Raw genomic sequence first — 24,452 nt, forward strand, 5'->3', positions numbered from 1 at the left:
AATAATCTCTCATGAGGCTTAAAAGGGGCCGGACCTGGGCTTTGGCCGCTTTGCTCGCCCTCTCCTGCGCGGGGGCCGGGGTGGTGGGCCTGGTCCTCTACGCGGAAACCCGGCTCTCGGATCTCGTGCTGGGGGGCTTGGGCTTCAGCTTCCCGACCAAGGTCTACAGCGCTCCCTACATTCTAAGGCCTGGCCTCGAGGTCCCCGCGGCCGAACTCCTGGAGAGGCTGCGGCGCCTGAGATACGAGGAGTCGGACAATCCGGCCCCGGGGCAGTTTTCCTGGGCTCCCCCAGCCTTGACCGTGAACCTTCGGGGCTTTACGGCCCCCACCTTGAGACAGGAGGCCGGGATTTTTCGGCTGATCTGGAGTCCGGATCGAGGCTGGAAACTGGAAGCCCCGGCGGGCGAGCCCGCCTCTCTCGTCGCCCTGGAGCCGGAGCTCATGGCCGAGCTCTCGGGACCGCAAAAGGTCCGCCGGGAGCTGGCCCGGCCCGAGGAGTTTCCCCGAAAACTCAAGCTCGCGGTCCTGGCCGCGGAGGACAAGAGGTTCTACACCCACTCCGGGGTGGACCCTAGGGCCATCGCCAGGGCCCTTTGGAGCAACCTGGCACGCAAGGGCCCTTTCCAGGGGGCGAGCACCATCACCCAGCAGCTCTCCAAGAACATTTTCCTGAGCCCCCGCCGAACCTTAAGACGCAAGCTCGCCGAGGCCGGCCTTTCCCTATATCTCGAGCTGCGCTTTAGCAAGGAGAAGATACTGGCCCTCTACCTCAACCACATCTACCTGGGCCAAGACGGGCCCGTGAGCGTGGCCGGGATGAAGGCCGCGGCCAATTTCTACTTCGCAAGGCCCTTGAAGGAGCTGAGCCTGGCCCAAAACGCGGCCCTTGCGGGCCTCATCCGCTCTCCCCATCAATACAACCCGCGCCAAAACCCAGCGGCGGCCAAGTCGCGCCGGGACTGGGTCCTGCGCCAGATGAGGCGGGAGGGCTTCATTGGCCAGCAGGAGCTCGATGCGGCCCTGGCCGAGGCCTTGGCCCCGGCCAAGGAGGCCCCCGGCCGCAAGGACAAGAAAGACGAGGACTACTTCACGGCCGAGCTGGTGCGACAGATCTTGCCCCGCTACGGCGAGGACGCACTGTTCCGCCAGGGTCTCAGCCTCTACACCACTATGGACCCCCTCCTCCAGCGGGCCGCGCAGAAGGCGGTGTCCTCCTGTCTCCACCAGGCGGCCTTGGTGGCGCTGGATCCGGCCAGCGGCAAGGTGCTGGCTCTCTCGGGGGGAAAAGACTTCGCGCAAAGCCAGTTCAACCGCGCCACCCAGGCCCTCCGCCAGCCCGGCTCGGCCTTCAAGCCCTTCGTCTACGGCGCGGCCTTGGAGAAGGGCATGACCCCGGCCACCGTCCTAAACGACATCCTGCGCTCCTACCCCGGGCCGCGCGGGAAATGGAGCCCCGAGAATTACGACGGGCATTATAGAGGAACCGTCACCGTCCGCCAGGCTTTGGCCCAGTCCCTGAACGCGGCCACCCTCGACCTGGCCGAGAAGACCGGCATGGGGGCCATCCGGGACTTCGCGCAGAAAATGGGCGTCTCGAGCCCCCTCGACCCAAGCCTGGCCATGGCCTTGGGAGCCTCCGAGCTCAGCCTTCTCGAGCTGACCGCCGCCTACGCGCCTTTCGCCAACGGGGGCTTCCGCGTCCAGCCGGGCCTTGTCGCGGCGGTAACCGACGCCGAGGGCGCGGTGCTGGAATGGGCTTCCTGGGACCGCTCTCCCGTCGTCGATCCCGCTTTGGCCTACCTCGCGCACTCGCTCCTCGAAAGCGTGGTCAAGGAAGGCACGGCCAAAAGCCTCGAAAGCGCCGGCCTCCTGCAGCCCGCGGCCGGCAAAACCGGCACCACCAACGATGGCCGCGACGCGTGGTTTATCGGCTACACTCCGCAAATCCTGGCCGGGGTTTGGGTGGGCGAGGACAACCACAAGCCCATCCACGCGACCGGGGCCAAGGACGCCCTTCCCATTTGGGCCCGCTTCATGGAGGAAAGCCTGCGCCAATACCCGCGTGCCGAGTTTCCCAGGCCCCAGGGCCTGGTCTGGATGGACATAGACCCGGTCTCGGGACTCAAAGCCCACGCGGGCTGCCCCCAACGCCGCTCCGAGGTCTTCCTCGAGGGCAGCCAGCCCAAGGAATTCTGCCCCCTGCACCCCCGCGGCGTGGTGGGGTGGTTCAAGCGCTTTTTCGGGAAATAAAAAGTATACTCCTGGATTATGGGCAAGATACTGGTGGTAGACGACGAGAAGGACTCGGTCAAGCTCCTCAAGTACATCTTGGAAAAGTCCGGCCACCAGGTCCTGGAGGCCTACAGCGGGCAGGAGGCCCTGGCCACGCTCGGCATCGACTCCGGCGAGACCCCGGCCGAGGGTCTGCCCGAGCTCATCATCCTGGACGTCATGATGCCCAAGATAGACGGCTACTCTTTGGCCTCGCGCATCCGTGAGGCGGGGCCGTCCCGGGACATCCCCATCATCGTGGTGAGCGCCAAGGGGGCGACCCTCCAGCTTTTCGAGAACGTCTCGGGCGTGACGGCTTATTTGGAGAAGCCCTTCGACCCGGAGCTCATCAGGCAGGAAGTCAAGAAAGCCCTAGAAGGTCGGAAGAACCCTTAGGATCTCCTCGAGGCTGGTCAACCCCTGGGCCACCAGCTCCATGCCGTGCTGCTGCATGGTCTTGAATCCCATCTTCTTCGCGCTGAAGAATATCTCCGAGGGCAGCCTCTTGGCCATGATGAGGGAATTGAGCTCGTTGTCCATGGTCAAAAGCTCGTATATCCCGGTGCGCCCCCAATAGCCCTGCTGGACGCAGGCGGTACAGCCGTTGGGCTTGAACAGCTGGGTGTCGGGGTCTATCGAGGTGAGGCCGAGCTTGGCGATGATCTCGGGGGAAGGGCGGTAAGCGATCTTGCATTGATGGCAAAGCAGGCGCACGAGCCTCTGGGAAAGCACGGCTCTCAAGGCGCTGGCCACGAGAAATGGCTCGACTCCCATGTCCATGAGCCTGGCCACGGTCTGGACCGCGCCGTTGGTGTGCAGGCTCGAGAGGACCAGGTGCCCGGTGAGCGCCGCGCTGATCGCGGTCTCGACCGTCTCCTTGTCGCGTATCTCTCCCACCAAAATGATGTCGGGGTCCTGCCTCAGGCAAGCCCTCAGGCCCGAGGCGAAGGTGAGGCCCACCTTGGCGTTGATCTGGATCTGGGTGATGCCGCCCTCCCTTTTCCTGCCGCCCAAAAGCTCGTACTCGATGGGGTCCTCCAAGGTGAGGATGTTGAGCTGGGGCGAGCGCAGCTGCTGGATCAAGGCGTAAAGGGTGGTAGTCTTGCCGGACCCCGTGGGGCCGGTTACTAGGATCAGGCCGTTGGGTCGGGAAATAGCATCCTTCATCTGGGAGAAGGCGTCCGCGGGCATCCCCAGGAGGTCCAGGCTCATCACGAAATTGGTGCGATCGAGCAGGCGCAGGGCCATCTTTTCCCCGTATTGGCTTGGCACCACCGCCACGCGCACGTCTATGAGGTGATCCATCACGTTGTTCTTGAATTGCCCATCCTGGGGCAGGCGCGTCTCGATGATGTTCATGCCCGCCATGACCTTGATGCGGCGCACCAGGCCGTCCAAGACCGTGTGGGGCAGGACCTGGTGGGTCTTGAGCACGCCGTCTATGCGAAAGCGCAGGATCACGAGGTTTTCCTGGGGCTCGATGTGAATGTCGGAGGCGCGCTTGCGCACCGCCTGGAGCAGGATCGAGTCCAATAGCTTGCCCATCGGCTGGGACTTCTCGGCCTCGGTCCCTCCCTCTGGCTTGAGCGCGCCCTCTCTCTGGCTGATCTCGATCTCCTTAAGGATCTGGGCAATGGCCGTGTCCTCGAAGTAGCGGGAGTAGAAACTCCTAAATCCCCCTTCGAGTATCCCCACGGGCTTGAGCTTGTGCCCGGTAAGCGCGCTGATCCTGTCCAAGGACTGCTGGTCGCCGGGGCAGACCATGGCCAAGGTGAGGACCCCCTCCTCGTATTGGATCGGCACGGCCTCATACGCCTCGATGAGGTGCTCGGGGACCATCTTCAAGATTTGTATGTCCACCTTTTCGATGTGCGCGATGAAGGGGACCTTGTACTTCTCGGCGAGCAAGGTCACCATGGTGTTGCTGTGGACCAGCTCCTTGCGCACGAGGATCGAGTCCAGGGTATCGTCGGGCTTGGCGTCGGGGGAATGCTGGATCTGGGTGATTTGCTCGCGAGTGAGTATTCCCGCGTCCACCAGGAGCTGCGACAGGACTTCGGAGACCACTTGGGGCATTGATAATAGCTAACAGGAAAACCCATAAAATTCAAGGACATTTTTGTTGCGGAAATTGGGCCTTTACTTCCCCCGGTTTCGGCCTTATACTAATTCCGCTTGAGGGGAAACGCCTACCGACGGCTTTTATTTTGGGCGATGGCCTGCGCCTTGGCATTATCCTCCCCCGTCATGCTCCTGACAGCCAAGCGCTCAACCCGGGCCGCGGGCCCGACGGCTCTGCGCTTCAGCCTTGGGCAGGCCTGGACCGTGCGGGACAATTTCATGGCCCAGATCCCCGACCCGCAGACGGGGAAGGTGCTGACCCCGACGGCGGGAGGGCTTTTCAACTATACGGTGGAAAAGCTTTACCCCAACGCCTTCGCTTTGATTTCCATGGAAACCAAAGAGCTGCGCTCCGGCATTTCCCCGGAACAGCTAAAGCTCGTCCCCATTCCCGCCGATAAAAAACCGATCGTGAGCTTCCTCGTAATGACGCCCTCGGGCTTCGTCTACGGGCCGTATCCGAAAGCCGATGGAGCCGAGCTTAAAGAGACCTCGGACATCGAGGCCTGGCTCAGGCTCGCGGGCCGGTCGGTCAAGTTCTTCTTCTACAAGCTTCCGAGCCGCGGCCTCAAAGAGGGCGAGCAATTGCGCCTCCAGGCGGGACGGGATATCTGGGCCGTGCGCCGTATGCCCGATGAAAAGGGCCTCCAGATTTACCGGGCTTACACGGCCCGGGACAAGGTCCGGGTGGACGAGACCCTCTGGCTCGACGCGCGCCGCGGCGCTGTGGTCAAGCGGCAAGTCAGCGAAAAGCGGGGCAAGGGCCTGAACGCCGTCCTGGTTCAGCAGGTGGTCATGCGATGAGGCTCCTGCTTCTAGCGCTCGCCTGGCTCCTGCCCTCCTCCGCGCTCGCCGAGTCCTCGGCGGCGTCGCTGGCCGACGTCTTCAGCTTCGCGGGCCAGAACGCCATATGGTCCGGGGAAAACGGGGAGCTGGTGGACCAGAATCTGGCCGCGCGCATGCCCGGCCTCGGCGATCTCGTGGAGGCCTACGCCCAGCCGGACTCGGTTCCCTCCGCGGAGGTGGCCCCCGGGGGCGAGCTCGGGGTCGCGGCGGAGTCCGGGCAAGGTGCTGCGGACAAGGACGACTCGAGCGCCGCCAACCCCGCTCAAGAGCTTGAGCTCGTCGTTCCGCCGGTGGTCAGCCCATTCTCTCCCTAGCCGGCGCCCGGGCCGCCCGTGACGGGCAAGGTGAAAAAGAAGACGCTTCCCTTCTTCCACTGGCTCTCCACGCCGATCCGCCCGCCGTGGGCCTCCACGAGCTGCTTGCAGATGACAAGGCCCAGGCCCGTCCCCCTCTCGCGGGCCAAGCCCTTGGTTTCCTCCACTTGGGAAAAAATCGAGAAGAGCCGGGAGAGCTTGTCCGGCGGGATCCCCGGACCCTGATCCTGGACCCTCACCTCCACGAAGCCGTCCCCTCGCGCCATGGCCTCCACCGCCACCACGCCCCCATCCGGAGAGAACTTAAGGGCCTTGGAGACGAGGTTCTCCAGCACCCGCTGAATCTGCGCCGCGTCGGCCTTGACCAGGGGCAAGCCCTCGGGGACGGAGAGGGCGAGCGCCACTCCGTAATCGGCCGCGATGACCGAGAACTGGGGGCGAAGCTCATCGATCAAATCCTTGACGCGCAGGTCCCGGCGCCGCAGCGAGATGTGCCCCGCCTCCATGCGAGCCACGTCGAGGATGCTCTTGATCATCTGGTTGAGGCGGCGGGCGCTTTCCTGCACGATTTTGAGTCTGGCTTTCTCGCTCTCGGCCAACTGGTCCGACTCGAGGAGGAGAGTCACGTAGCCGCTGATGACGTGGAGAGGGCTCTTCAAGTCATGGGTGATGGTGTGGAAGAAAGTTTTCTTCATTTGGTCGAGCTCGGCCAAGCGCCCGCCCATCCGGTTGAATTCCCAAGAGACCTGCCCCAACTCGTCACGGCGCTCGGTCTGTATCTTATATGAGAGCTCTCCCTCCCCGATGCGCCGCGCGCCCTCCACGAGCTTGCCGAGGGTGCGCGTGAAGTGGAAAGCCAGGAGAGCCGAGCCCAGGAGCCCGGCCGCCAGGCACAACGCCCCCACCATGAGGAATCGCCGCAGCAAGGCCTTAAGAGCCCGGCGCATAGACTCGGCGCTGGCCGCCGCGTCGTAGTCCACCTCGAGAACCGCGGCGCGCCGTCCCTTTCTGTTGACGGGAACCAAGTATTGGAGGACCGCGCGGCCTTCAAGCTGACTGAGGCGCTTCGTGGGCGAGGATATCTCCAGAACCGCCTTGGGAACCGCTCCCCTCAATTCCTTCTCGATCAGATGCAAGCTGTCGCCGCTGGTCATATCGCTATGGAAGAGAATATCCCCATCGAGCCCTAGGAGCTCGACGCCGCGCAAAGGTTCAAGGTCGAGCAGGCTCTTGGCGTAGTTGACGAGGAGGGGAGAGTAGGCCAGTCGCCCAGTCCCAGGGAGCGCGCCGGCGTAGGCGCCGGACACGGAGTCGTCCCCTTCCGACAGGGCGTCCTCGCAGACCCGAACCAAATGATGGACCGTGCTCCAGCGATGGTTTTCCTGCTGGCTCCCGAGCTCCCTTTTCTCGGCCATATAGAGGAGAAACCCGGTCAGGAAAAGCACGGCCATGACCATGGCCGAGGCGTAAAGCGCGAGCTTCTCCCGGATTTTCATTCCCCAGGCCCAAGCTTAGCCCCTCCCGCGGTGCAAATCAAGCCCGGGAACAGCCGTTGACGTTCACCCCCAAATAAGGGAGAATGGCTTCTCCGCGTATGAATTCCTTTTTCGCCTTTGGGCTCTTCGCCTTGGCCCGGGACTCGGGGTTCTTCCCGAGGAAATTCGTGGAGCTTTGCCTGCGCGAGAACGAGAAGCGCCTGAGCGGCTACGACCCGCGCCTCCTGACGGCTTTGCCGCGTTGAACCCGCTTCTCTCCGCCGGACTCCGGATCCTCTTGACCGCGGCGGGACTGGCCGTCGCGTTCCTGCCGCGCTCCTGGGAGGTGCGCCTGGGAAGGTTCCTTGGAAGAACGCTCCTTGCCCTCGATTACAGGCGCCGGCCCATCGCGGAGGAGAACATCCGGCGCTGCCTTACGGAGCTCGGCCGAGCCGAGCGCGAAAGGCTTCTTGCGAAAAACTACGAGCACTACGGCATACTCGGCTTGGAGCTCCTCCATATGTTTTGCCCCCTCCCCGGGCATTACCGGCGCTACACGGAGAAAAACACGGTTTTAGAGGGCTTCGAGAATTTCGAGCGCGCCCAAGCCAAAAAGCGCGGGTGCCTTCTAATCACCGCTCACCTGGCCAACTGGGAAATCATGGGCATAGCCGCGGTCCGAGGCATTCCGGCGACCATGGTGACGCGGCGCTTGAAGCCCGAATGGCTCAATCGGAAAATCGAGGCGGCCCGCCTCTCGATCGAGGTCAAAACCCTCAGCCAGCGGGGCTTTCTCCCCACCTTGATCAAGCGCTTGAGGCAGGGCCTGACCGTGGGCTTCGTCATGGACCAGTACGCGGCCCCTCCCATGGGGGTCCCCGTCAAATTCTTCAAGGCCGTCACCGACACCTTGGCGGCACCCGCCATCCTCGCACAGCGCACCGGCGCCTGCCTCATTTCCGTCGTCCAATGGCGCGACGAGGCCGGGCTCGTTCATGTGGAGGTAGGGCCCGAGATAGAGCTCGGCGAAGCGCTCAAGGACCCGGTCCAAGCCACGCAGGCCCTGGTCGCCCGCGTGGAGGGCTGGATCCGCAGGCATCCCGATCAATGGCTTTGGGCCCACCGGAGGTTCAAGAACGCGACCTGGCATGCCTAACACGAACACGATTTCCATCTGGACCAACGATAGCCCGCGCCTGCATCTCTTGTGCCACGAGGCAGACGGCCTTCCCATCCTTTTGGCCCACGGCATGGCAGGGAACGCCCACTGGTGGGACCCCGTCGCCCCCTTCCTGGCCGAGGGCTTGAAGCCCGTGGCCTTGGACTTCCATGGCCATGGCGACAGCCAATGGCACCCGGAAGGGCGCTACGACACGGAGCTATTCGTCGAGAACATCGAGGAGGCGCGGCACGCCCTAGGCTGGACGCGCATGATCCTGGCCGGCCATTCCCTGGGCGCCCGAGTGGCCCTGGAGTACGCCCGCCGGCGCCCCGAGCGCCTGCTGGGGCTCATCGCGGTGGATTTTCTTCCCGAGCTCCACCCCGCCGGGGCCCGACGCTTCGAGAGGGCCCGCAGCCGCCCCCAGCCCCTCTACTCGGACGCCGAGGCCATGCTCGACAATTTCCGCCTCCAGCCGCGGGGGACGCTTCTGGGCAAAGAGGGCCTGCGCCGCCTGGCCGCGCACAGCCTGCGCAAGACCAACGAGGGATTTACCTGGAAATTCGACTGGAAGGCCTTCCTCTACCGCTACGAGCCGATTTGGCCGGCTCTGCCTCAAATCCGAGTCCCGTCCCTCGTCGTGCGCGGGGAAAACAGCGCGGTGCTCAGCCGCGAGGAATTCGCGCGAGTCGCTCGGGATATGCCCCGGGCTCGGGCCGCCGAGATCCCGCGAGCCCACCACCACGTGACCTTGGACGCGCCGGAGGGCCTGGCGCGGGAAATGCTGCGCTTTGCCCGAGAGTTGGGGGTCTCCTAGTGAAAGCAGCGCGCCATTTCACTGTGACGGGCTACGTGGTACGAGGCGGAAAAACCCTCCTCCTCCACCACAAGAAGCTCCGCATGTGGCTGGCTCCGGGAGGCCACCTAGAGGAGGGAGAGCTTCCCGAGGAAGCCCTGGTTCGGGAAATCCGCGAAGAAACGGGTTTGGAGGTGGAGATCCTGTCGCCCAAGGCGAGCCCGGGACCGGTCGAGACCGGCGTGAGATACCTCCATGTGCCGAGCCATGTCCAGCTCGAGGACATCCCCAACCATCCCCAGCACATTGATTTGGTCTACTACTGCCTGGCCAAGGACGGCGAGGCCGCTTTTTCGGCTCTCGAGCACGAGGGAATGCGCTGGCACTCGCCCGAGGACCTGGCGCGGTCCCACGTCCGCGACGAGGTGCGCCAGAGGGCGCTCGAGGCTATCGCCCTGGCCGAGTCTCGAGCTCCCCAATGACCGCCAAGGCGGCGCCCAGGACGGCCAGGGGTTTCTTGCCGAACAGAGCCAGGTCCACTGAACCCGTAAGGGTGCGCTGGCCGTTGAAGGAATAAGTCGCCAGGTGGACCCCACCTTGCCCCCAGACCATGAACTCCTTCTCCCGCTCCCGGACCAAGGACAGGGAAAGGCTCGCGGAATCGATGAAGCCGAAGAGGGAATAGCCGTCCCCCTGCGGCTGGATGGAAATATTGACGCCAGAACCTAGGAGAGAGTAGCCTTCTTCCGGCTTTTCGGGCGTCGCCGGATATGCGTCGAAATTCAAGAAATCCCTCTCCGCCCGCCCCGCGAACCTCCAGGCCCCGGAGCCGTCCTTCTGCCCGCCCAGGCTGATCCACAGAAAAGGCTCGGAAATTTCCCAATAGCCGCCCGTCCTGGACCTGACGTCCATGTTGACGTTGACCATATGCGGCAAAGCCAGCCCGAAGGGAATCTCCGGGGGCCAGCCGACGTTCGCCGGGAGAAGCGCGCAGGAAAGCGCCAAGAGGGTTTTCATGAAAATGGAGTATACTCAATTCTCCGCGTAAGAGCATAATGAGCGACTTGACCCCAGGAATGCAAAACAGCCACAATAAGGGCAATTCTAGGTCGAAAGGAGACACTATGGCAAGAAAACCGAATCCAGCGTTCATGAAGGAACTCAAGATCAGCGATGATCTGGCCAAGATCGTGGGACCGAAGCCCCTGCCTCGGACCCAGGTGGTCAAGAAGATCTGGGCCTACATCAAGAAAAACGGCCTGCAGGACGCCAAGAACAAGAGGAACATCAACGCCGATGACAATCTCAAAGTCGTGTTCGGCGGCAAAAAAACCGTCAACATGTTCGAGATGACCAAGCTCATCAGCAAGCACCTAAGCTGAGAAGCCCCGCCGGAAAACCCCCGCGCCCCGTCCCGGCGCGGGGGTTTTTTTGAGGGAAGGCGGGGGCTTGGCACTCAGGTCCCGATCAGCCTGCGAAAGCCGCCGAACCAAGGATCATTGGTGTCAGGACTCGTCCCGGGAGAAGATTCGGAATGCTTGTCCGGCCAATGTCCAGGATTGGCTTTTTTGTCCTCCTGGATCATTTCCTCAAGGATATTGGCGTAGATTTGCCCCGTCACTGGCCCCGGCATCTCCGTTTCCCTGGTTTTCCCGGATCGTTTCAAGGCTTCTTTAAGCTCGCGAGAAAGGGCTTGAATCTCCTCTTCCCATGCCTTGAATTGCGGCTCCTCCTCCGCAGAAGCCATCTGCCTCTTGAACCATTTATTTTCCTCAGCCCATCTTATCTGGCGCTTGAGTTTTTTTTCAGCTTCATCGGCCAGGCGCGGAATATCCTCACACATTTCCAATACGGAATTTATCTCTTCGCGCAACGCTTTAAACCGGTCCGCGGAGAGAGCATGGACCTTGATGAAATGCTCAGCGGCCCCGGATAATTCAAGAGCTCGCGCTTGGTAAGCCAGCAGTGTTTTCTGCTGGATCCGAAGATTGGACAACCGGGCCTTATAGGCCGCGACAGGATCACGCATTCCCTCGATGGACAGCTTGGTAAGATAAGAGCCCGAGCCGGCTAATTCCTCACTATAGGATTTCGGATTATCCATGTAGTCCCACAAGTCGGCATCCGCGAGCCTCTCGTTTAGTTCCACCGCTACGAGCCATGCAATCAATCGCGCGTGGATTTCATTTCCTTGGTATTGCAGGAAGGCTTGCTGCAGGAAATAATGGCTTCTAACATAGCTCCCCTGCAGGCTGTGTCCGAATATTTCATGGGCCAGGATCGGGGCCATCCTCGAATGCAGCTCTTCCCCATCGAGGCCGAGCGCTAGAAAAGCCGTATTAAGCTTGATCAAATCCTCATCGCCCGCCCAGCACGTCTGCGCTTCCCGACTTCCCATGATTACGGAGAGCCCATTGGCTTTGTAGATGAAGGTTCCCGGAAATCGGGAAAACTTAATTCGGACCCGGGTTTGCGCGTTGATCATGCGGGAGGCGTACCTCAGCGCCGTGGGGCTGTCGAGCATTCGACGCAGGGCCCCCTGTAAGGCCTCTTGCTCTTGCGGAATGGCCCCCTCGGCTATTTTCACCAATTGAAGGAATTCCTCGGCTACTCGCGAAGGATTCTTCTCATCAAGCGCGACGGTTTTGGGCCCGGGGACCGGAGGCGCGGTTATCCCGCGGCCCAGGCTGGAGAGCTCTTTAAAGGAAATTGATTCACCAATGCCCCCTTGAGACCAAGCCGGAAGCACACCATGACTGATAAGACAAACGGCAAGAAAAGTTCTCATCATTCCTCCAATCCGGAATGAAGCTAGTGTAAGCTGTTTGGCCTATAAATGCCTGGGGCCAAGGGCCCAGACCGAGAGCCGGGCCCAAAGGCCTAAGGTCTTGGACCTTTAGGCCCTGGAAGGCCTCGAGCCGGGGCGGTACAATAAGTCCATGCGTGAGAGGTCTCTCATGAGCATTGTTGCAGCCTTGAGTCTTTGGGCCGCCATCCCCCTTCCCTTAGCCGCGCAAAACACGCATAAAACCACCGCCTCCCAGCCCAGCCTCGAAACCATGGACACCCGCCGGCTTCTGTCCCAAATCCGCGAAGTCCTGGCCCAAGACCAAGGCGGAGTTCCCGGAACCCCCATTGCGGAACAAGGCGATCAAGTCGTCGAGCTCACTGGGCAGGTCAGCGCGGAAGGATTCGTCTGGACGGAAACTTTTTCCGATGCCGTGGAGGTTCATCTTGTCGAGGGGGAGCTTGGCGTTCCCAAACGCCATCCCTTGGATCCCCCAAGCGAAAAAACTGAAATAGTCCATTTGGAAGGACCCGATGGAATGACGGGAAAGGCGGTTATAAGCGGCTACGCTTTAGTGAGCGGCATCGCAAAATCCGCAGGGGGCCACATCGCAGGCACTGGGAATATCGTCGGCTCGGCGACTATTCTCACCAAAGACGGAACGACCTTGGGGCCTTTCCCCATTGACCAAGAATTGCGATTTGCAGGCAGTTACTTCTACGCGGAGTTATTGGAGAATCCAAATCCAGTGCAGCTGCAAATGTCGGGCTATTCCGTGAAAGAATACCGCGGCTTCGGAGCGAAAGCCTCCGCTCCCCTCAAGATCAAGATAGGCCTGCGGACCGCGCCCAAGACCCCGGCGGGCTCCACCAAGCCCCCGCGCTGCCCGTTCGGGGTGTGGACCCAGAAATACATCGACCTCCCCAAAAGGCGCTGCGTCTACGCCTGCGGCGAGCGGGAGTATTACTCGCCCCTGGTTTGGAACGGGGTCCAGCAGTCCTGCCAGGCCGACGCATTCTGGATTCTCTGGTAAGGCCCAGGGAGTTTTTGAAACTTTCCTCCCGGCCCCCGCGTATTCTTTAATACGCCATGCCCGGGATTTTGGCCGGGGTCGGGATAGGCTACCTTCTCTTGACGGGACTCTTCATGGTCGGCAAGCTCCTGAAGCTTATGGGGGGCGCGGGAGGCTTTTTGGGCGGGATCTTCGTCCTAGCCAACCTCATGCTCCTGTCCTGCGGGATGCTGGTCGGCCTCGGGGCCTCTTGGAACACGCGCCTCGGCAAAAGGGGAAGTGGTGGCGCGTACGGGATTTGAACCCGTGATCTCCGCCTTGAGAGGGCGATGTCCTAGGCCGCTAGACGAACGCGCCGAAAAACTTGGTACATTTTACCAGTTATGGCCCCCTAGAGGCAATGTCCCGCATTCCCCTCGAGAAGCTCACCGCGGCCCTTCTCCTGGCCGCCATCGCCCTTCTAAGCGTCAATTTGAAGCTCCGCCTGTCTTTGGCCCAGCCGCGCTACGACGCCCAGGACGAGCTCGGCTACTTCCGCTCCGAGAGCGCCATGCAATTGCGCTACGCCCGGATGGTGGCGCAAGGCCGGAACATTCCAGAGCTCGACCGGGACGCCCAATACCCCGAGGGGGCCCATCCCAGGCGGGAGCAGGCCCTCCTCATGGAATACGCGACGGGTCTCTGCCTGCGTCTCTTGGAGGCGCTCGGGCTCCCTGCCCCGAGCCTGCGCTGGTTCGTCCTGGTCTGGGCGGCCGCGGCCTCGAGCCTGTCCATCCTCGCCCTTTATTTCCTGTCTTATAGCCTTTCCCGGTCGCGGGCGGTCTCCCTTGCCGCGGCCGCGGCCTACGCTCTGTCCTGGGCGGGGCTTTCCAATCTCATCGGAAGCTACCGCTTGGAAAGCCTGGCTTTGCCCCTCATCCACCTGAGCCTGGCGGCCCTGTGCGGGGCTTTGGACCCGGCCGAAACACGCTTCAAGCGCCATGCCGCGGTTTCCGGCCTCTGCATGGCCATGGCCTTGGGCTCCTGGCACTTCGCGCCGTTCTACTGGGCGAGTTTTCTGGCAGCTTATGCCTGCGTTTATTGGCGCCGACGGCGCGAGCCGGAGGCCCGCCGGCGCTTGCGTTTTAGCCTGACCTGCCAGCTGGGGTCGGCCGCCGCGGCGGGCTTGATGTTTCCTTCCCTGCGCCATGCCTTGGCCGGCCGGCACGGCTCCTTCGGCCACGTTTACGCTCTGCTGTTCGAGAAGCTGCGCCACGGCCTCGTCAAGCCCTTGGACCCGGCCGCGCTTTCGCCCGAGGCACGGCTTTTGTGGACGGGCCCCTTCAATTCCCCGGAGCCGGGCTTTCTGGTGTTCTGCCTTTTGCCTTTCGCTTTCATGCTTCTTCCCCGGCTGCTCGCGCTCTTAAAAAGGGAAAAGAGCGAGCCACCGTCCCCGGCCGAGATGCTGATTGACGCGCTCCTCATCCTCTACGGCCTCGGCACGGTTCTGGTCTCAAGACTGCTCCCCTTCGCCGTTTTCTTGCTGCCGGCGGCGGCCCTGCGCCTGCCCGGGCGAAGGCGGCAAAGCGCGGGACTCGCGGCCTTTTTCGCCTTCGTCGCCTTGGCCGAGGGCTTCAAGGCCGCGGCCCCGGCCTCGCCCCTCAACCCGTTCATGAGGCTCTCGGCGTCGCTGTCCCGGGAGGAAAGCCAGCCCGGCCTCTCCTGGAACAACGAGAAGGATCTCCTCGACTGGCTCAAGGCCAGGAAAGGCGCGGAGCCCGTCCTAGCCTCCTATGGCCTGTCGGCCTCGATACTGGCTTACGCCGAGAAGCCCGTGCTCCTCCAGCCCAAGTTCGAGGCGCCGGAGATAAGGGCCAAGACCATGGAATTCCTAAAAGCCCTGTATTCGGGAGAGGAGGAATTCGCCGCCTATTGCAAAAAATACCAGGCGGCGCTGTTCGTCTATGGAGCGGACATGATCCTCGACGAGACCCCGGACGGCCCGCGCTACGCCTCCGGCAGCATGGGGCTCAAGCCCGACACGGCCGCGGTTCTTTTCCATTTCCATCCGGAGAGGCTCAAGCATTTCAGGCTTCTGTCGCAAAACGAGGACTTCAGGGTCTACGAGGCGGGACGGGGTTCCGCCGAGACGCCGGCCCCGGCTCCCATCTACGACATCTCTTACTATAATCCGCGAGTGGCACCCGACGGCGCGCTCAAGCTCGACGTGGCGGGGGTGCTGAGGCGCCGCAGGGCTCGAGAGCTCAAGCTTTTCCTGGCCCGGGTCCTGGTCCGGCTGGGCCGGCGGCGGGAGGCTCTCCGGCTTTACGAAGAAGCCTCCGCCGCCTGGCCCCGTTAAAACCAGGTCACGGGCACTTCGAGGTCCCCACAGTCGCCTTGAACACCGGGGCGAGGTAGGGGTAATCATCGGTCAGGACGTCCTTGGCCTTCAGCTCGTTTTGGCCGCAGTTGAAGTCGAAGTACTTTTGGATGTCCGACAGGCTCTTGGCATGCTCCACTTTGGTCTCCGCGGTCGTCTTCAGGTAGGCCCAGGCGAGCGAAGGCACCATATGCGTGGCCTCATAGTAGGTCTTGTGGAAATCGCTGATTTCCACCCCGGTTTCCTTGGCCGCCAGCTCGAGCCTCTCGGGAAGGTTCTTGATCCTCTGGGTCAGCAGGTCGGAATGCCTCCTTAGAAGCTGGGCCGCGGCGAGGTAGACGCGGGGGTCCTGGAGCTTGCGCACCTCGAAATCCCTTCTCAGGGCGCGGAACTCGTATTCGGCCTTTTGGCGCGTGTCCCCGATTCTCTCCGCGTCGCAGAGGCCTTCCGGACATTGCTCGGGCTTGGACAAGGCGTTGACGGGCTTCTCGACGTACTCCTTGGCGTGCTCTATCTCGTGCACCGCCACGCGATGGAAAAGATCGTCTATGGCCTGGACCGCCAGGACCTGCTCGTCCTGCCTCCAGCGCAGCTCGATGATTTTCCCCTGGAAATCATAGAAGGTCCCGGGGGCCTTTGCGGCCTGGCGCAGTTCCTCGGCGGCGCGCAGGGCTTCGATCATCCTCAAGCTGATGTTGACCTTGATGCTCCCGTGGGGATAAAAGGTCCGGCTCGGGTAGACGTAGTCCTGGTCATCCTCCGGCCCCCAGCCCAGAACCGTGTCGGCCAGATTCTTCGGGGAGCGCCCCACCACGAATTGCAGTCCTCGGGCCAGCATCAGCCGCTGGTCCTTGGGCAATAGAGTGACGACCCGGGCCAGGGCCGCATCCAGGACGGCCTCGTCGCTGATCTTGTCAACGCGGAACTCCCCCCGGAACTCGTTCTGCCGGTGGGGCGTGTGCTTGGGATACCAAGGACTCGGGTCCTCCCCGGTCTGGGCCATGGCCAGGCCGCAAAGGCCCAGCAAGGCCGCGGCTGTCGTCATGCATCGCGTCGCGCGTTTCATATTTTTCCTCCTCCCAAAGAGATGTTACCGGCCGCGGTCTATGCCTTGCGGCCCACGCCTGGGGTTGCTGAAAATTGGTTTCAGTTGGTCTATCAAATTCAAGGTCTGCTCATTCAAGGCCACGGCGGCCAGGGCCACGGCATCGTTGAGCTCCGAGGAAGGATTTGAATACAAAAGTTTGTCGCCCTTTTTCATCACAAGGACAGCTTTGGGACCGTCAAAATAGGTCATTTCCCCCGTCTTTATGTTGACGATGGATAGTGTCGGTTCGTCAAGCTGCGAACGGCCGGTTCCCTCGCTGCGAAGCTGGAATCCGTGATCCTTAACAAAACCAGCGGCCACGGCCTTGATCGGGTTCCTCAAGACGAAAGTCCGCGTCTTGTCGGCGTTGGAAAGCTCGGGCGTCATAATTTCAGAGATGGAACCGAGTATGTCGCCATGGCAATCACGGACCAAGGTAGTCCTTTCGGAGGATGCGACATCCGTATCTTCGGCTTGGGCGATAAGAACACCCTTATCATCCGTAATGCTGATCGCCCCGGAATCCCAGAACATCAAACCGACCTTTCTGCCGCTCTCCGACAGGCTGTAACGAACTGTAACTCTCTCATCGGTCGACTGCGTTATCGTCATCGTCCCGGGAAGCATGGGGCAGGGGATTTCTCGGCTCTGCTTTCTGTCGATGACCACGGCAACTTCGCGCGTGCCCACGACGGGGGCCTGCGCGAAGAGCTGAATCGGAACGAAAACGTTCAAGACGCCGAAACATAATCCTTTCATGCCTTTTCTCCTGGGAACCCCTCGGGGGTCCTATTAAGTTTCAATAGGGTAGCGTCAGGCATGACGCCGGACAGGTGTCTTTGGGCCCAAGCCTGGGCAAATCTTAAGGCCCATGGAGGCTGGGCCGAAAGGCCCACGGCTGGCCGAGTAATGTTACACTCTCTCCATGATCAGCCCCTGCGTGGAAATCTTCAAGAATTTAACCTCGGTGCCCACAGCCCCCTATTTCGAGCAGTCGGTCATAAAGAAGGCCCTGGCCTGGATCAAAGAGAATCTCGGCTCCCGCGTCAAAGTGAAGCGCCACCGCGGCGGGATTATCGCGCGCTACCAAAACGGGGGCCCGGGGCCGGCCTTGGCCTTGGCCGGGCATCTCGACCATCCGGCCTTCCACTTGTCCCGGGTGACGGCCCAGGGGGCCTTGGCCCATTTGAAAGGAGGGCTCCCGCCGCATCTTCTCCCCGGCTGCGCGGTGCAGGCGTTCACCAAGAACTCCGCGGACAATGTCCCCCTGGCCCGAGGGATTCTCGAGCGAAGCTCCGGCGAGGGGCTGTACCCCATCCGCTGGACCACGCCGCCCCCAGGACGGGAGAAGATCGCCTTCGCCATACTCGATCTCACTCCCTTCTCCATCCAAGGCCCTTGGCTGGCCTCGCGATCCATAGACGACCTGCTGGGCTGCGCCATGTCCTTAGAGGCCCTGCGCTGCGTGGTCGAGGCCGGCGTCAAAACCAATCTGACCGTCATACTCCACCGGGCCGAGGAGGTGGGCTTCATGGGGGCGCTCGCGCTCATCCATGAGAAGGCCGTGGACCCGGGCGACTGCGTGCTCTCGATAGAGACCTCCAGGGAGATGCCGGGGGCCGAGCCGGGCAAGGGACCGGTCATCCGCGTGGGAGACAAGGCCTGCCTTTTCGATCTCAATCTGACGGCCCTGTTGGAGGAGTCCGCCAAAATCCTCCTTAAGAAAGGCGTCGCCTCCCAGAAGCTCCGCCTGACCGGAGGCTCCTGCGAGGCCACGGCGTATCTCGCCTTCGGCTACGAGGCCTCGGGTTTGGCCATCCCCTTGGTCAACTACCACAACGGCTGGGGCGCCGAGACCATCGCCCCGGAGAAGGTGCGCCTGGAGGACGCGGCCGGGGCCGTCAAGCTACTGGTCGAGGCGGCCAAGCTCTTCCCCAACCACAAGCCTAGGGCCTCTTTGCGCCAATGGCTTGAGAAAAGCCTCAAGCAGAACCGCAAATTCCTTTAGGGCGAGCCCTTAAGGCCTATCAGGATATAGGCCCTTAGCCTGGCCGTCCACGTCCCGTTGGGCCTATGCCAGCCGGAAGCTTCCTTATCTAAAATAGCTCCGTTGATAGTTTTATTATCGAGGAGAAGAGTATGAATATAAAACATTTGAGTCTCTCGGCATGGCTCGCCGTCGCAGCCTTATTGATTCAGCCCCCATCGTCCCATGCCGCGCGCCAGGCGTCTCCAAAAGGAAGGCCTCTGCCGATCATGCTGGTGATCCAGCCCGGTACGAGCCTGAAGGGTCTCCGCAAAATCGAGCCGCAGAACGCTTTCGCGTCCCATCCCCAGTTTAAAACAACGGCCAAGGGTCTCCTGGCGGCGGGCCCTGTGGGAGCCATCCTTCATGAGAACCGCGTTGTTCTCCTTCCTCTGGTCCATATGCCTCGGCAGGCAGCTATGCTGACGCGCCGCGCAAACACGGGCATCACCCCTCTACCAGAGGAAATATCCTCGGCTTTGCAAGACGCCATGGTGGTCCACGACATCGCCGCGGCGCACCGCATCTTGGGGGCTTTCTTTGACAAGGCCGCTCTTGGAGTGAACACCGGCATTTCTAAAAATGTCGATTTCCCCGCCGTAAAACCGACCGTCCTCGCCCGCTCGCGTCCCGGCGAGGCGGCGGTGGTCTTCGAGGCCCTGTTGTCCGAGCGATTGGATCGGGCCCTGGAGCAGCATCCTGAAATCAAGACAGTCACCCTGGGCAATATCCGCGTCTTGACGACGTTGGGGCCGTCCTCTTTCGACCTATCCCTGGGAGAGGCTTTGGAGAAAATGCTGACCCGGCTGGGCCAGAAGCAGGCTCGGCCTCGAACCTTCAAGAGAATAGCCCGGGAATATGCCTTAAGCATTCTCTCCCAGGCCGTTGATCGCGAGGGCTACGTCAGAGAGGATCGGATCATAAGCAGCCATCTGCTGCTGGGAGAGGCCTTGTCCAAATCCAACGAGGAGAACGCCATGAAGGCCGCCCTCGACCCCTCGGGAATCAGCCTTAAGCAGATTCTAGCGCTCTGGAAGGACGTCCAAGAGGAAAGCGGCCGCGAGGATTCTCAGTTCCTGTATCCCGTGAGGCTAGGCCGAGACTCAAGCGCCAAAGCCGCGGCCCGCGCCCTTGGAATCGGGAAAAGAGCCGGCTTATCCTCCAAAGGGGAGCAGGCCGTCGCCGACTTCATGGCCGCCGGTGACGGCCCGGGGGATTTGTTCCAACCCGTCGCCAAGCAACTCAAGGCTCCTGGAATCAAGAACCTATTCTTCTTCCAGGGCAGCGGCGATGATTGGGCCACAAATATCCTCGTCGTTGTGGACGACAAGGGCCAGGCCTGGGGTTTTGAAATGGGTTATACGCAATAAGATCAGGGAAATAAACCATAGCCGCAACAGGCTCGCCCTTCGGGCGAGCCTGTTTTTTGCCTCTTGAATTTGGCAAAATTGAATTTGGTGAAAATCTATACAAAAACAGGCGACAAGGGCGAGACCGGGCTGTGGGGCGGGGGCCGCGTGCCCAAGCACAACTCCCGGGTCGCGGCCTACGGCGAAGTTGATGAGCTAAACTCCTGTCTCGGCATGGCCCTCGCCCATTTAGGCGCGGACCAAGGCGCGGCGGAGCTCCGCCGCAGCCTATCCCGCATTCAAGAGGAGCTTTTCGTGGTGGGAGCGCTCCTGGCCACGCCCCCGGACCGCCTGGGCAAGCTCTCCGCTCCGTTCGACCGGGGAATCCCGCCCGACGCGAGCCAGCGCCTGGAAAGCGAGATAGACGCCATGACGGCGGAACTCGCTCCTCTGGACAAGTTCATACTCCCCGGAGGCTCGCCTGCGGGCGCGTCTTTGCATTTGGCGAGGGCCGTCTGCCGCCGGGCGGAGCGAAGCGCCACCTTGCTCGCCTCGTCGGAAAGCCTTCCCGAGGGCATTCTCGTGTACCTCAACCGGCTTTCCGATTATCTCTTCACGGCCGCGCGCTGGGCCAACAAAAAAGCCGGACAGTCGGAGACTGTCTGGCAGGGACTGTGACCACTTCCACCGTCGTTTCCATTTCTGGTCTGTGCCACGTCTACCCAGCCAAGGGGAAAATCCCGGCCCGGCAGGCCCTTTCGGATGTTTCCTTCGAGGTCCGGACCGGGGAAACCTTCGGGCTGTTGGGGCCCAACGGCGGAGGAAAAAGCACTCTCTTTAAAATCCTCTCGACATATCTCACCCCCAGTTCGGGGAGCGTCTCCCTGTTCGGATTCAACCTGACCTCCCAGCCTAGGGAGATCAGGCCGCTCCTAGGCGTGGTCTTTCAAAGCCCGAGCCTCGATCCCAAGCTTACCGTAAGGGAGAACATGCGCCATCAAGGGCGCCTCTACGGCCTTTGCGGCGCAGAGCTCTCCGGCCGCATCGAGGAAATGCTTGAGCGCTACCGCTTGAAGGACCGGGCCGAGGACTTGGCCGAGTCCCTCTCCGGAGGGCTCAAGAGGCGGGTCGAGCTTGCCAAGGGCCTCCTGCACCGCCCCCAGCTCCTGCTCTTGGACGAGCCCTCGACCGGCCTCGACCCGGGGGCGCGCAAGGACCTATGGGAGCACCTAGGTGATTTAAAAACTTCGAGCAAAGTCACCATACTAGTCACCACCCACCTCATGGAGGAGGCCGAGCGCTGCGACAGGCTCGTCCTCCTCGACCAGGGAAAAATAGCGGCCCAGGGCGCTCCCTTGGAGCTCAAGTCCGAGATCGGCGGGGACGTGATCTCTATCGAGGCGGAAAACCCCCCGGCCCTACAAGGCCAGATACGGGAGCGCTTCTCTTTGGAGGCAAGCCTCGTGGACGGGCTCCTGCGCCTGGAAAAAAAGGAAGGCCACGCCTTCATCCCCCAGCTCGTGGAGTCTTTTCCAGGGGCGATCAAGACCGTGAGCCTGTCAAAGCCCAGCCTCGAGGACGTGTTCATCCACCACACCGGCCGGCGCTTCTGGGCGCCGGGGGAGAGGGCGTGAGCCGGCTTCTTCCGGTTTGGACCTTGTGCGAGCGGGAGCTCGTGCGCTTCTACCGCGACAAGAGCCGCGTCATCGGGGCGCTTACCCCGCCCATCGTTTTCTGGTTCCTCATCGGCTCGGGGCTCGGCGCCTCTTTTCGCATGCCGGGCTCCGCCCAGGGCATGACCTTCCTCCAATACTTCTTCTCGGGGACCTTGGTGCTGATCGTGCTCTTCACCTCGGTGTTCTCCACCATCTCCATCATAGAGGACAGGCATGGGGGCTTCCTCCAGACCGTTCTGGTGGCTCCCATCCCGCGCCTGAGCCTGGTGCTGGGCAAGGTCCTGGGGGCCTCGGTGGTGGGCTTCCTGCAAGGGCTGTCCTTCCTGATTTTCGCCCAGCCCGCCGGCATCCCGGTCACGGCCTCGGGCTACGCCTTGGCCGCGCTCACTTTGGGGCTTTGCTCTCTCAGCCTCACCGGGATCGGCTTCTGCATCGCCTGGCTGCTCGACTCAACCCAGGGCTTCCACGCGATCATGAACCTCTTCCTCATCCCCATGTGGATGCTCTCCGGAGCTCTATTCCCCATCGCCACGGCCCCCCATTGGCTGCAGGCCGTGATGAAAATCAACCCCGTGACCTACGGGGTCTCCGCCCTCCAGCAGTCCTTGGCCCTGGGCGGGCTCTCGGCCGCGCCCCTGGCTCCCCTGGGCTTTTGCCTCGTTGTCCTCACCGCCACGGGGGCCTTGGTCCTGGCGGGCTCGGCGTGGCTAGTCTGCCGGCGGCCTGGGCCTTAAGGGCAACTCAAACTGGGCCTTTAGTCTCATACTAGGAGGGAGGCAAGTTGATTATGATGAGTTGTGGTAAAGTCTTCAATCTTGATTCTTTCAGCCGCTCTCGGCCTGGCTTTCAGAGCGGAGGCCCTACTCCCCAATAAAATCAATTCAGACCCGCCGCATACCAGCGAGCGCGCGGTGGAGAAAGCGGTCGAGGCCAATCAGGATCTGAAGAATTTCGTCAAGACCCTCGACCTGTCTTGCGCCTCGGAAGCATTGATAAAAGCGCTCTACGACATCCTAGACGAGTTCGCCCAAACGACGCACCAAGCCCAAGAAGCATTCTTGGCCGTCCAGGAGACGCGCGAGGACGTGATCCATGGCGCTGACCCTGATTCGGTGCTGGAGACGGTCTGGGGCGGGCTGGGGCTGGTCAAGCCCAAGGGCGGGCATTATATATGGATCGAGCCCCATGTGCCTGAAATCAGGAACTTGCGGGAACGGCTTCTCTTCTCCAACCTAGCCCTGGCGCATTTGGCGACCAAGGTGGCGTTCAACAACATGGAGCGGGCTCAAATCGAGACTCTGAAGGAAATCAGGACCTTGGCCCTCGAGTTCAAGGCCAAAGGCTGGCAGGAAAGCCGGCGCCTGCCCGACTTTGCTCCCTACGAGGAGAATCTGGAGGCGGGTCTCAGGAATTGGGCGGAATTGGACCGGGAAATGGAGGCGCTAAAACCGGGCGCTCCCGCCGCCTTCCTTGAAGGGCTGGAAAGATTGTCCGGAGCCGCCATTTATCGCTTATTGCCGGTCCCCCAAGACGAGGGGGCCGGCGGAAGTTACTGACCTCCGCCGGCCTCGAAGCTCTCCCTTGCAACCGATTATTGATGGTCGCCGTGCTTCTCCCCAGCGGGGATGCCTTCGGCGTGCTGATGCATTTTCTCGGCCTTATGGTGCATGTGCGCGGCGCGGCGCTCCAGCTTCTCGGCGCGCTTTTCCAGCCTCTTGGCGCGGCGCTCCGCGCGATGGTGCTTGCGCGCTTTGGGATTGCCGGGAATGGCCGGCCTTTCACCCGGAACCGCGGGCTGGGTACCCGAGGGGGTCTGCTCCGGGGGAGCGGATTGGGTGTTCTCCTGGGCAAAGGCGGCCAAGGACAAGGAAAGGATGCCTGCCAACAACGCCATTTTTCTCATGTGAATCTCCTTGCGAAAGCGTATTTTGGACGCCAGACGCTTGCCCGAATATATTAGAATAAAAAAATGGTCTTGGAACCCTTGAGCAGCGTGGCAAGCCTCGCCTTTTACCGCGAGGTGGCCAAGAAATCCCTCGGGCGGGTGTTCCTCTATCTATGCTATCTATCGCTGCTTTTCTCCCTCGCGGCCACTGTGGCCTTCAAGGTCAAGGTCGGCCCGGCCATAGACGACACCTTCCAGTGGCTGGCAAGCTCAACACCCCCCTTGACTTTCGAGGGCGGAAAGCTTTCCTCTACCGCGCCCCAGCCGCTCACCATCCGGCACCCGAAGATCCCCGAGATCGCGGTCACCATAGACACGGCGCGCGCCGAGCCGGTGACGCCCGAGACTCTCGCGGCCGGAAAGGTTTCGGCATATCTTACCGCCAACGCCCTCTACATCATGAAAAACCGCGGCCAACTGGCCGTCCATGACTTCAGCACGGCCGTTTCCCCCAAGCCGGTGGTCATAGGCCCGGCCTTTTTCCGGGAGGCCCAGCAAGCCTTGAGCCGCTTCCTCTATCCCATCGTCTTCGCCGGGATTTTCCTGCTCTTCCTAGCCTGGAAGGCCTGGGCAACCTTGCTTTATTCCCTGCTGGCCCTGCTGTTCAACGCCGCGGCGGGAACAAATCTCTCCTATCGCTCTTTGCTTGGGATTTGCGTCTACGCCCAGACCTTGGCGGCGGGGCTACAAGCCGCGTGGTTCTTCCTGCCCGTGGCTCCGCCCTACTTTTTTCTGGCGGGGCTCGCCCTCAACAGCACGTACATACTTCTCGCCGTCCTCAAGAACCGGGAGCCGGCGGTTCCCATGCAGAACGTCTAGGCGCGATGGCGCGCTTCCTCCATCTGGCTTGGGCCCTGCTCTTGGGCGGCTGCTCCCTTATCGCGGGTCCCTTTTCCCTCTCCGGAACCATCACCATCGCGGCCCCGCTCCAGAACAAGCTGCCCCGAAACAACTCCGTGCTGTTCGTCGTGGCCAAGAATCAGGGAGGAGTGCCCGTCGCGGTGCGGCGCATCGTCAATCCGCAGTTTCCGGTCTCCTTCAGCCTGGGGCAGGAGGACTTGCTGGTGCCGGGCTCGCGCCCGCAAGGACCATTGAGCCTTCACGTCCAGATGAACACCCACGGCAATGTCGGCAAGCCGATCAAGGGAGATCTGGAGGGAAAGCTTCCCGATCCGGTCCGCGCCGGCGAGCGCGGCATCCATGTCGTGATCGACCGGGAAGTTTAA

The 24,452-nt window shown here is 62.0% G+C and carries 26 protein-coding genes, 1 tRNA gene and 1 pseudogene; 20 read left to right on the top strand and 8 right to left on the bottom strand.

The window, feature by feature from the left end; translation table 11 throughout:
- The first annotated feature begins 11 nt into the window (after positions 1 to 11).
- Together HY921_11520 and HY921_11525 are read left to right on the top strand one after the other, a co-directional pair.
- A complete protein-coding gene (locus HY921_11520; protein ID MBI5631500.1) occupies positions 12 to 2,252 on the top strand; it encodes a PBP1A family penicillin-binding protein in 2,241 nt (746 codons plus the stop codon).
- 18 nt (positions 2,253 to 2,270) lie between these two features.
- A complete protein-coding gene (locus HY921_11525) occupies positions 2,271 to 2,669 on the top strand; it encodes a response regulator (protein MBI5631501.1) in 399 nt (132 codons plus the stop codon).
- Here HY921_11525 and tadA read toward each other — a convergent pair.
- Positions 2,646 to 4,340, bottom strand: coding sequence for a Flp pilus assembly complex ATPase component TadA (gene tadA, locus HY921_11530; GenBank protein ID MBI5631502.1), 1,695 nt, complete (start codon positions 4,338 to 4,340; stop codon positions 2,646 to 2,648). The two genes, HY921_11525 and tadA, sit on opposite strands and share 24 nt — an antisense overlap.
- 108 nt (positions 4,341 to 4,448) lie before the next feature.
- On the opposite strand from tadA, the gene HY921_11535 reads away from it, so the two are divergent.
- Together HY921_11535 and HY921_11540 are read left to right on the top strand one after the other, a co-directional pair.
- Entirely contained in the window at positions 4,449 to 5,198 is a 750-nt protein-coding gene (locus tag HY921_11535; GenBank protein ID MBI5631503.1) for a hypothetical protein, read from the top strand.
- Positions 5,195 to 5,554, top strand: a complete 360-nt coding sequence (locus HY921_11540; GenBank protein ID MBI5631504.1) for a hypothetical protein — start codon at positions 5,195 to 5,197, stop codon at positions 5,552 to 5,554. The genes HY921_11535 and HY921_11540 overlap by 4 nt, the downstream gene beginning before the upstream one ends.
- Here the strand turns inward: HY921_11540 and HY921_11545 are convergent.
- A complete protein-coding gene (locus HY921_11545) occupies positions 5,551 to 7,050 on the bottom strand; it encodes a HAMP domain-containing histidine kinase (protein MBI5631505.1) in 1,500 nt (499 codons plus the stop codon). The two genes, HY921_11540 and HY921_11545, sit on opposite strands and share 4 nt — an antisense overlap.
- A gap of 155 nt (positions 7,051 to 7,205) precedes the next feature.
- Between HY921_11545 and HY921_11550 the strand changes: the two are divergent.
- From HY921_11550 to HY921_11565, 4 genes and pseudogenes are all read left to right on the top strand, one after another.
- Positions 7,206 to 7,295 (top strand): annotated as a pseudogene (locus tag HY921_11550) (ferritin-like domain-containing protein).
- On the top strand, positions 7,292 to 8,185 hold the full coding sequence (locus HY921_11555) for a hypothetical protein (GenBank protein ID MBI5631506.1): 894 nt from the start codon (positions 7,292 to 7,294) through the stop codon (positions 8,183 to 8,185). Before HY921_11550 ends, HY921_11555 begins: the two are co-directional and overlap by 4 nt.
- Positions 8,178 to 9,005: an alpha/beta hydrolase gene (locus HY921_11560; GenBank protein ID MBI5631507.1), complete on the top strand. Its 828-nt coding sequence runs from the start codon at positions 8,178 to 8,180 to the stop codon at positions 9,003 to 9,005. Before HY921_11555 ends, HY921_11560 begins: the two co-directional genes overlap by 8 nt.
- Positions 9,005 to 9,466 (top strand): NUDIX domain-containing protein, encoded by a 462-nt coding sequence (locus HY921_11565; GenBank protein MBI5631508.1) that lies wholly within the window; start codon positions 9,005 to 9,007, stop codon positions 9,464 to 9,466. The genes HY921_11560 and HY921_11565 overlap by 1 nt, the downstream gene beginning before the upstream one ends.
- On the opposite strand, the gene HY921_11570 is transcribed toward HY921_11565, so the two are convergent.
- Positions 9,432 to 10,001, bottom strand: a complete 570-nt coding sequence (locus HY921_11570) for a hypothetical protein (protein MBI5631509.1) — start codon at positions 9,999 to 10,001, stop codon at positions 9,432 to 9,434. The two genes, HY921_11565 and HY921_11570, sit on opposite strands and share 35 nt — an antisense overlap.
- Positions 10,002 to 10,060: 59 nt before the next feature.
- On the opposite strand from HY921_11570, the gene HY921_11575 reads away from it, so the two are divergent.
- A complete protein-coding gene (locus HY921_11575; GenBank protein MBI5631510.1) occupies positions 10,061 to 10,366 on the top strand; it encodes an SWIB/MDM2 domain-containing protein in 306 nt (101 codons plus the stop codon).
- A 74-nt stretch (positions 10,367 to 10,440) separates the two neighbouring features.
- Here the strand turns inward: HY921_11575 and HY921_11580 are convergent, their stop codons facing one another.
- On the bottom strand, positions 10,441 to 11,274 hold the full coding sequence (locus HY921_11580) for a hypothetical protein (protein ID MBI5631511.1): 834 nt from the start codon (positions 11,272 to 11,274) through the stop codon (positions 10,441 to 10,443).
- Positions 11,275 to 11,923: 649 nt separating this feature from the next.
- On the opposite strand from HY921_11580, the gene HY921_11585 reads away from it, so the two are divergent.
- Entirely contained in the window at positions 11,924 to 12,805 is an 882-nt protein-coding gene (locus HY921_11585; protein MBI5631512.1) for a hypothetical protein, read from the top strand.
- Between the two features lie 56 nt (positions 12,806 to 12,861).
- A complete protein-coding gene (locus tag HY921_11590) occupies positions 12,862 to 13,086 on the top strand; it encodes a hypothetical protein (GenBank protein MBI5631513.1) in 225 nt (74 codons plus the stop codon).
- On the opposite strand, the gene HY921_11595 is transcribed toward HY921_11590, so the two are convergent.
- Positions 13,065 to 13,141 (bottom strand) — tRNA-Glu (locus HY921_11595). The two genes, HY921_11590 and HY921_11595, sit on opposite strands and share 22 nt — an antisense overlap.
- Positions 13,142 to 13,184: 43 nt before the next feature.
- Here HY921_11595 and HY921_11600 point away from each other — a divergent pair.
- Positions 13,185 to 15,122 carry a hypothetical protein gene (locus HY921_11600; GenBank protein ID MBI5631514.1) on the top strand — a complete coding sequence of 646 codons (1,938 nt, stop codon included), beginning with the start codon at positions 13,185 to 13,187 and terminating at the stop codon, positions 15,120 to 15,122.
- A gap of 7 nt (positions 15,123 to 15,129) precedes the next feature.
- Here the strand turns inward: HY921_11600 and HY921_11605 are convergent, their stop codons facing one another.
- Together HY921_11605 and HY921_11610 are read right to left on the bottom strand one after the other, a co-directional pair.
- On the bottom strand, positions 15,130 to 16,209 hold the full coding sequence (locus HY921_11605; GenBank protein MBI5631515.1) for a hypothetical protein: 1,080 nt from the start codon (positions 16,207 to 16,209) through the stop codon (positions 15,130 to 15,132).
- Positions 16,210 to 16,233: 24 nt separating this feature from the next.
- The gene (locus tag HY921_11610) at positions 16,234 to 16,989 is read right to left on the bottom strand and encodes a hypothetical protein (GenBank protein MBI5631516.1); all 756 of its coding nucleotides are present in this window, start codon (positions 16,987 to 16,989) and stop codon (positions 16,234 to 16,236) included.
- A 166-nt stretch (positions 16,990 to 17,155) separates the two neighbouring features.
- Between HY921_11610 and HY921_11615 the strand changes: the two genes are divergently transcribed.
- From HY921_11615 to HY921_11640, 6 genes are all read left to right on the top strand, one after another.
- On the top strand, positions 17,156 to 18,238 hold the full coding sequence (locus tag HY921_11615) for a hypothetical protein (protein ID MBI5631517.1): 1,083 nt from the start codon (positions 17,156 to 17,158) through the stop codon (positions 18,236 to 18,238).
- A gap of 131 nt (positions 18,239 to 18,369) precedes the next feature.
- Positions 18,370 to 19,626, top strand: coding sequence for a hypothetical protein (locus HY921_11620; protein MBI5631518.1), 1,257 nt, complete (start codon positions 18,370 to 18,372; stop codon positions 19,624 to 19,626).
- An 87-nt stretch (positions 19,627 to 19,713) separates the two neighbouring features.
- A complete protein-coding gene (locus HY921_11625; GenBank protein ID MBI5631519.1) occupies positions 19,714 to 20,283 on the top strand; it encodes a cob(I)yrinic acid a,c-diamide adenosyltransferase in 570 nt (189 codons plus the stop codon).
- Between the two features lie 29 nt (positions 20,284 to 20,312).
- Positions 20,313 to 21,239, top strand: a complete 927-nt coding sequence (locus tag HY921_11630; GenBank protein MBI5631520.1) for an ABC transporter ATP-binding protein — start codon at positions 20,313 to 20,315, stop codon at positions 21,237 to 21,239.
- Positions 21,236 to 22,015 (top strand): ABC transporter permease, encoded by a 780-nt coding sequence (locus HY921_11635; GenBank protein ID MBI5631521.1) that lies wholly within the window; start codon positions 21,236 to 21,238, stop codon positions 22,013 to 22,015. Before HY921_11630 ends, HY921_11635 begins: the two co-directional genes overlap by 4 nt.
- Positions 22,016 to 22,096: 81 nt before the next feature.
- A complete protein-coding gene (locus HY921_11640; protein ID MBI5631522.1) occupies positions 22,097 to 22,837 on the top strand; it encodes a hypothetical protein in 741 nt (246 codons plus the stop codon).
- A gap of 35 nt (positions 22,838 to 22,872) precedes the next feature.
- Here the strand turns inward: HY921_11640 and HY921_11645 are convergent, their stop codons facing one another.
- Entirely contained in the window at positions 22,873 to 23,184 is a 312-nt protein-coding gene (locus HY921_11645) for a hypothetical protein (protein ID MBI5631523.1), read from the bottom strand.
- 66 nt (positions 23,185 to 23,250) lie between these two features.
- Between HY921_11645 and HY921_11650 the strand changes: the two genes are divergently transcribed.
- Together HY921_11650 and HY921_11655 are read left to right on the top strand one after the other, a co-directional pair.
- Complete coding sequence (locus HY921_11650; protein MBI5631524.1) at positions 23,251 to 24,045, top strand: DUF1189 family protein; 795 nt, start codon at positions 23,251 to 23,253, stop codon at positions 24,043 to 24,045.
- Between the two features lie 5 nt (positions 24,046 to 24,050).
- The gene (locus tag HY921_11655) at positions 24,051 to 24,452 is read left to right on the top strand and encodes a hypothetical protein (GenBank protein ID MBI5631525.1); all 402 of its coding nucleotides are present in this window, start codon (positions 24,051 to 24,053) and stop codon (positions 24,450 to 24,452) included.

It is taken from the genome of Elusimicrobiota bacterium (assembly GCA_016218575.1).
Classification (GTDB): Bacteria; Elusimicrobiota; Elusimicrobia; order UBA1565; family UBA9628; genus JACRDN01.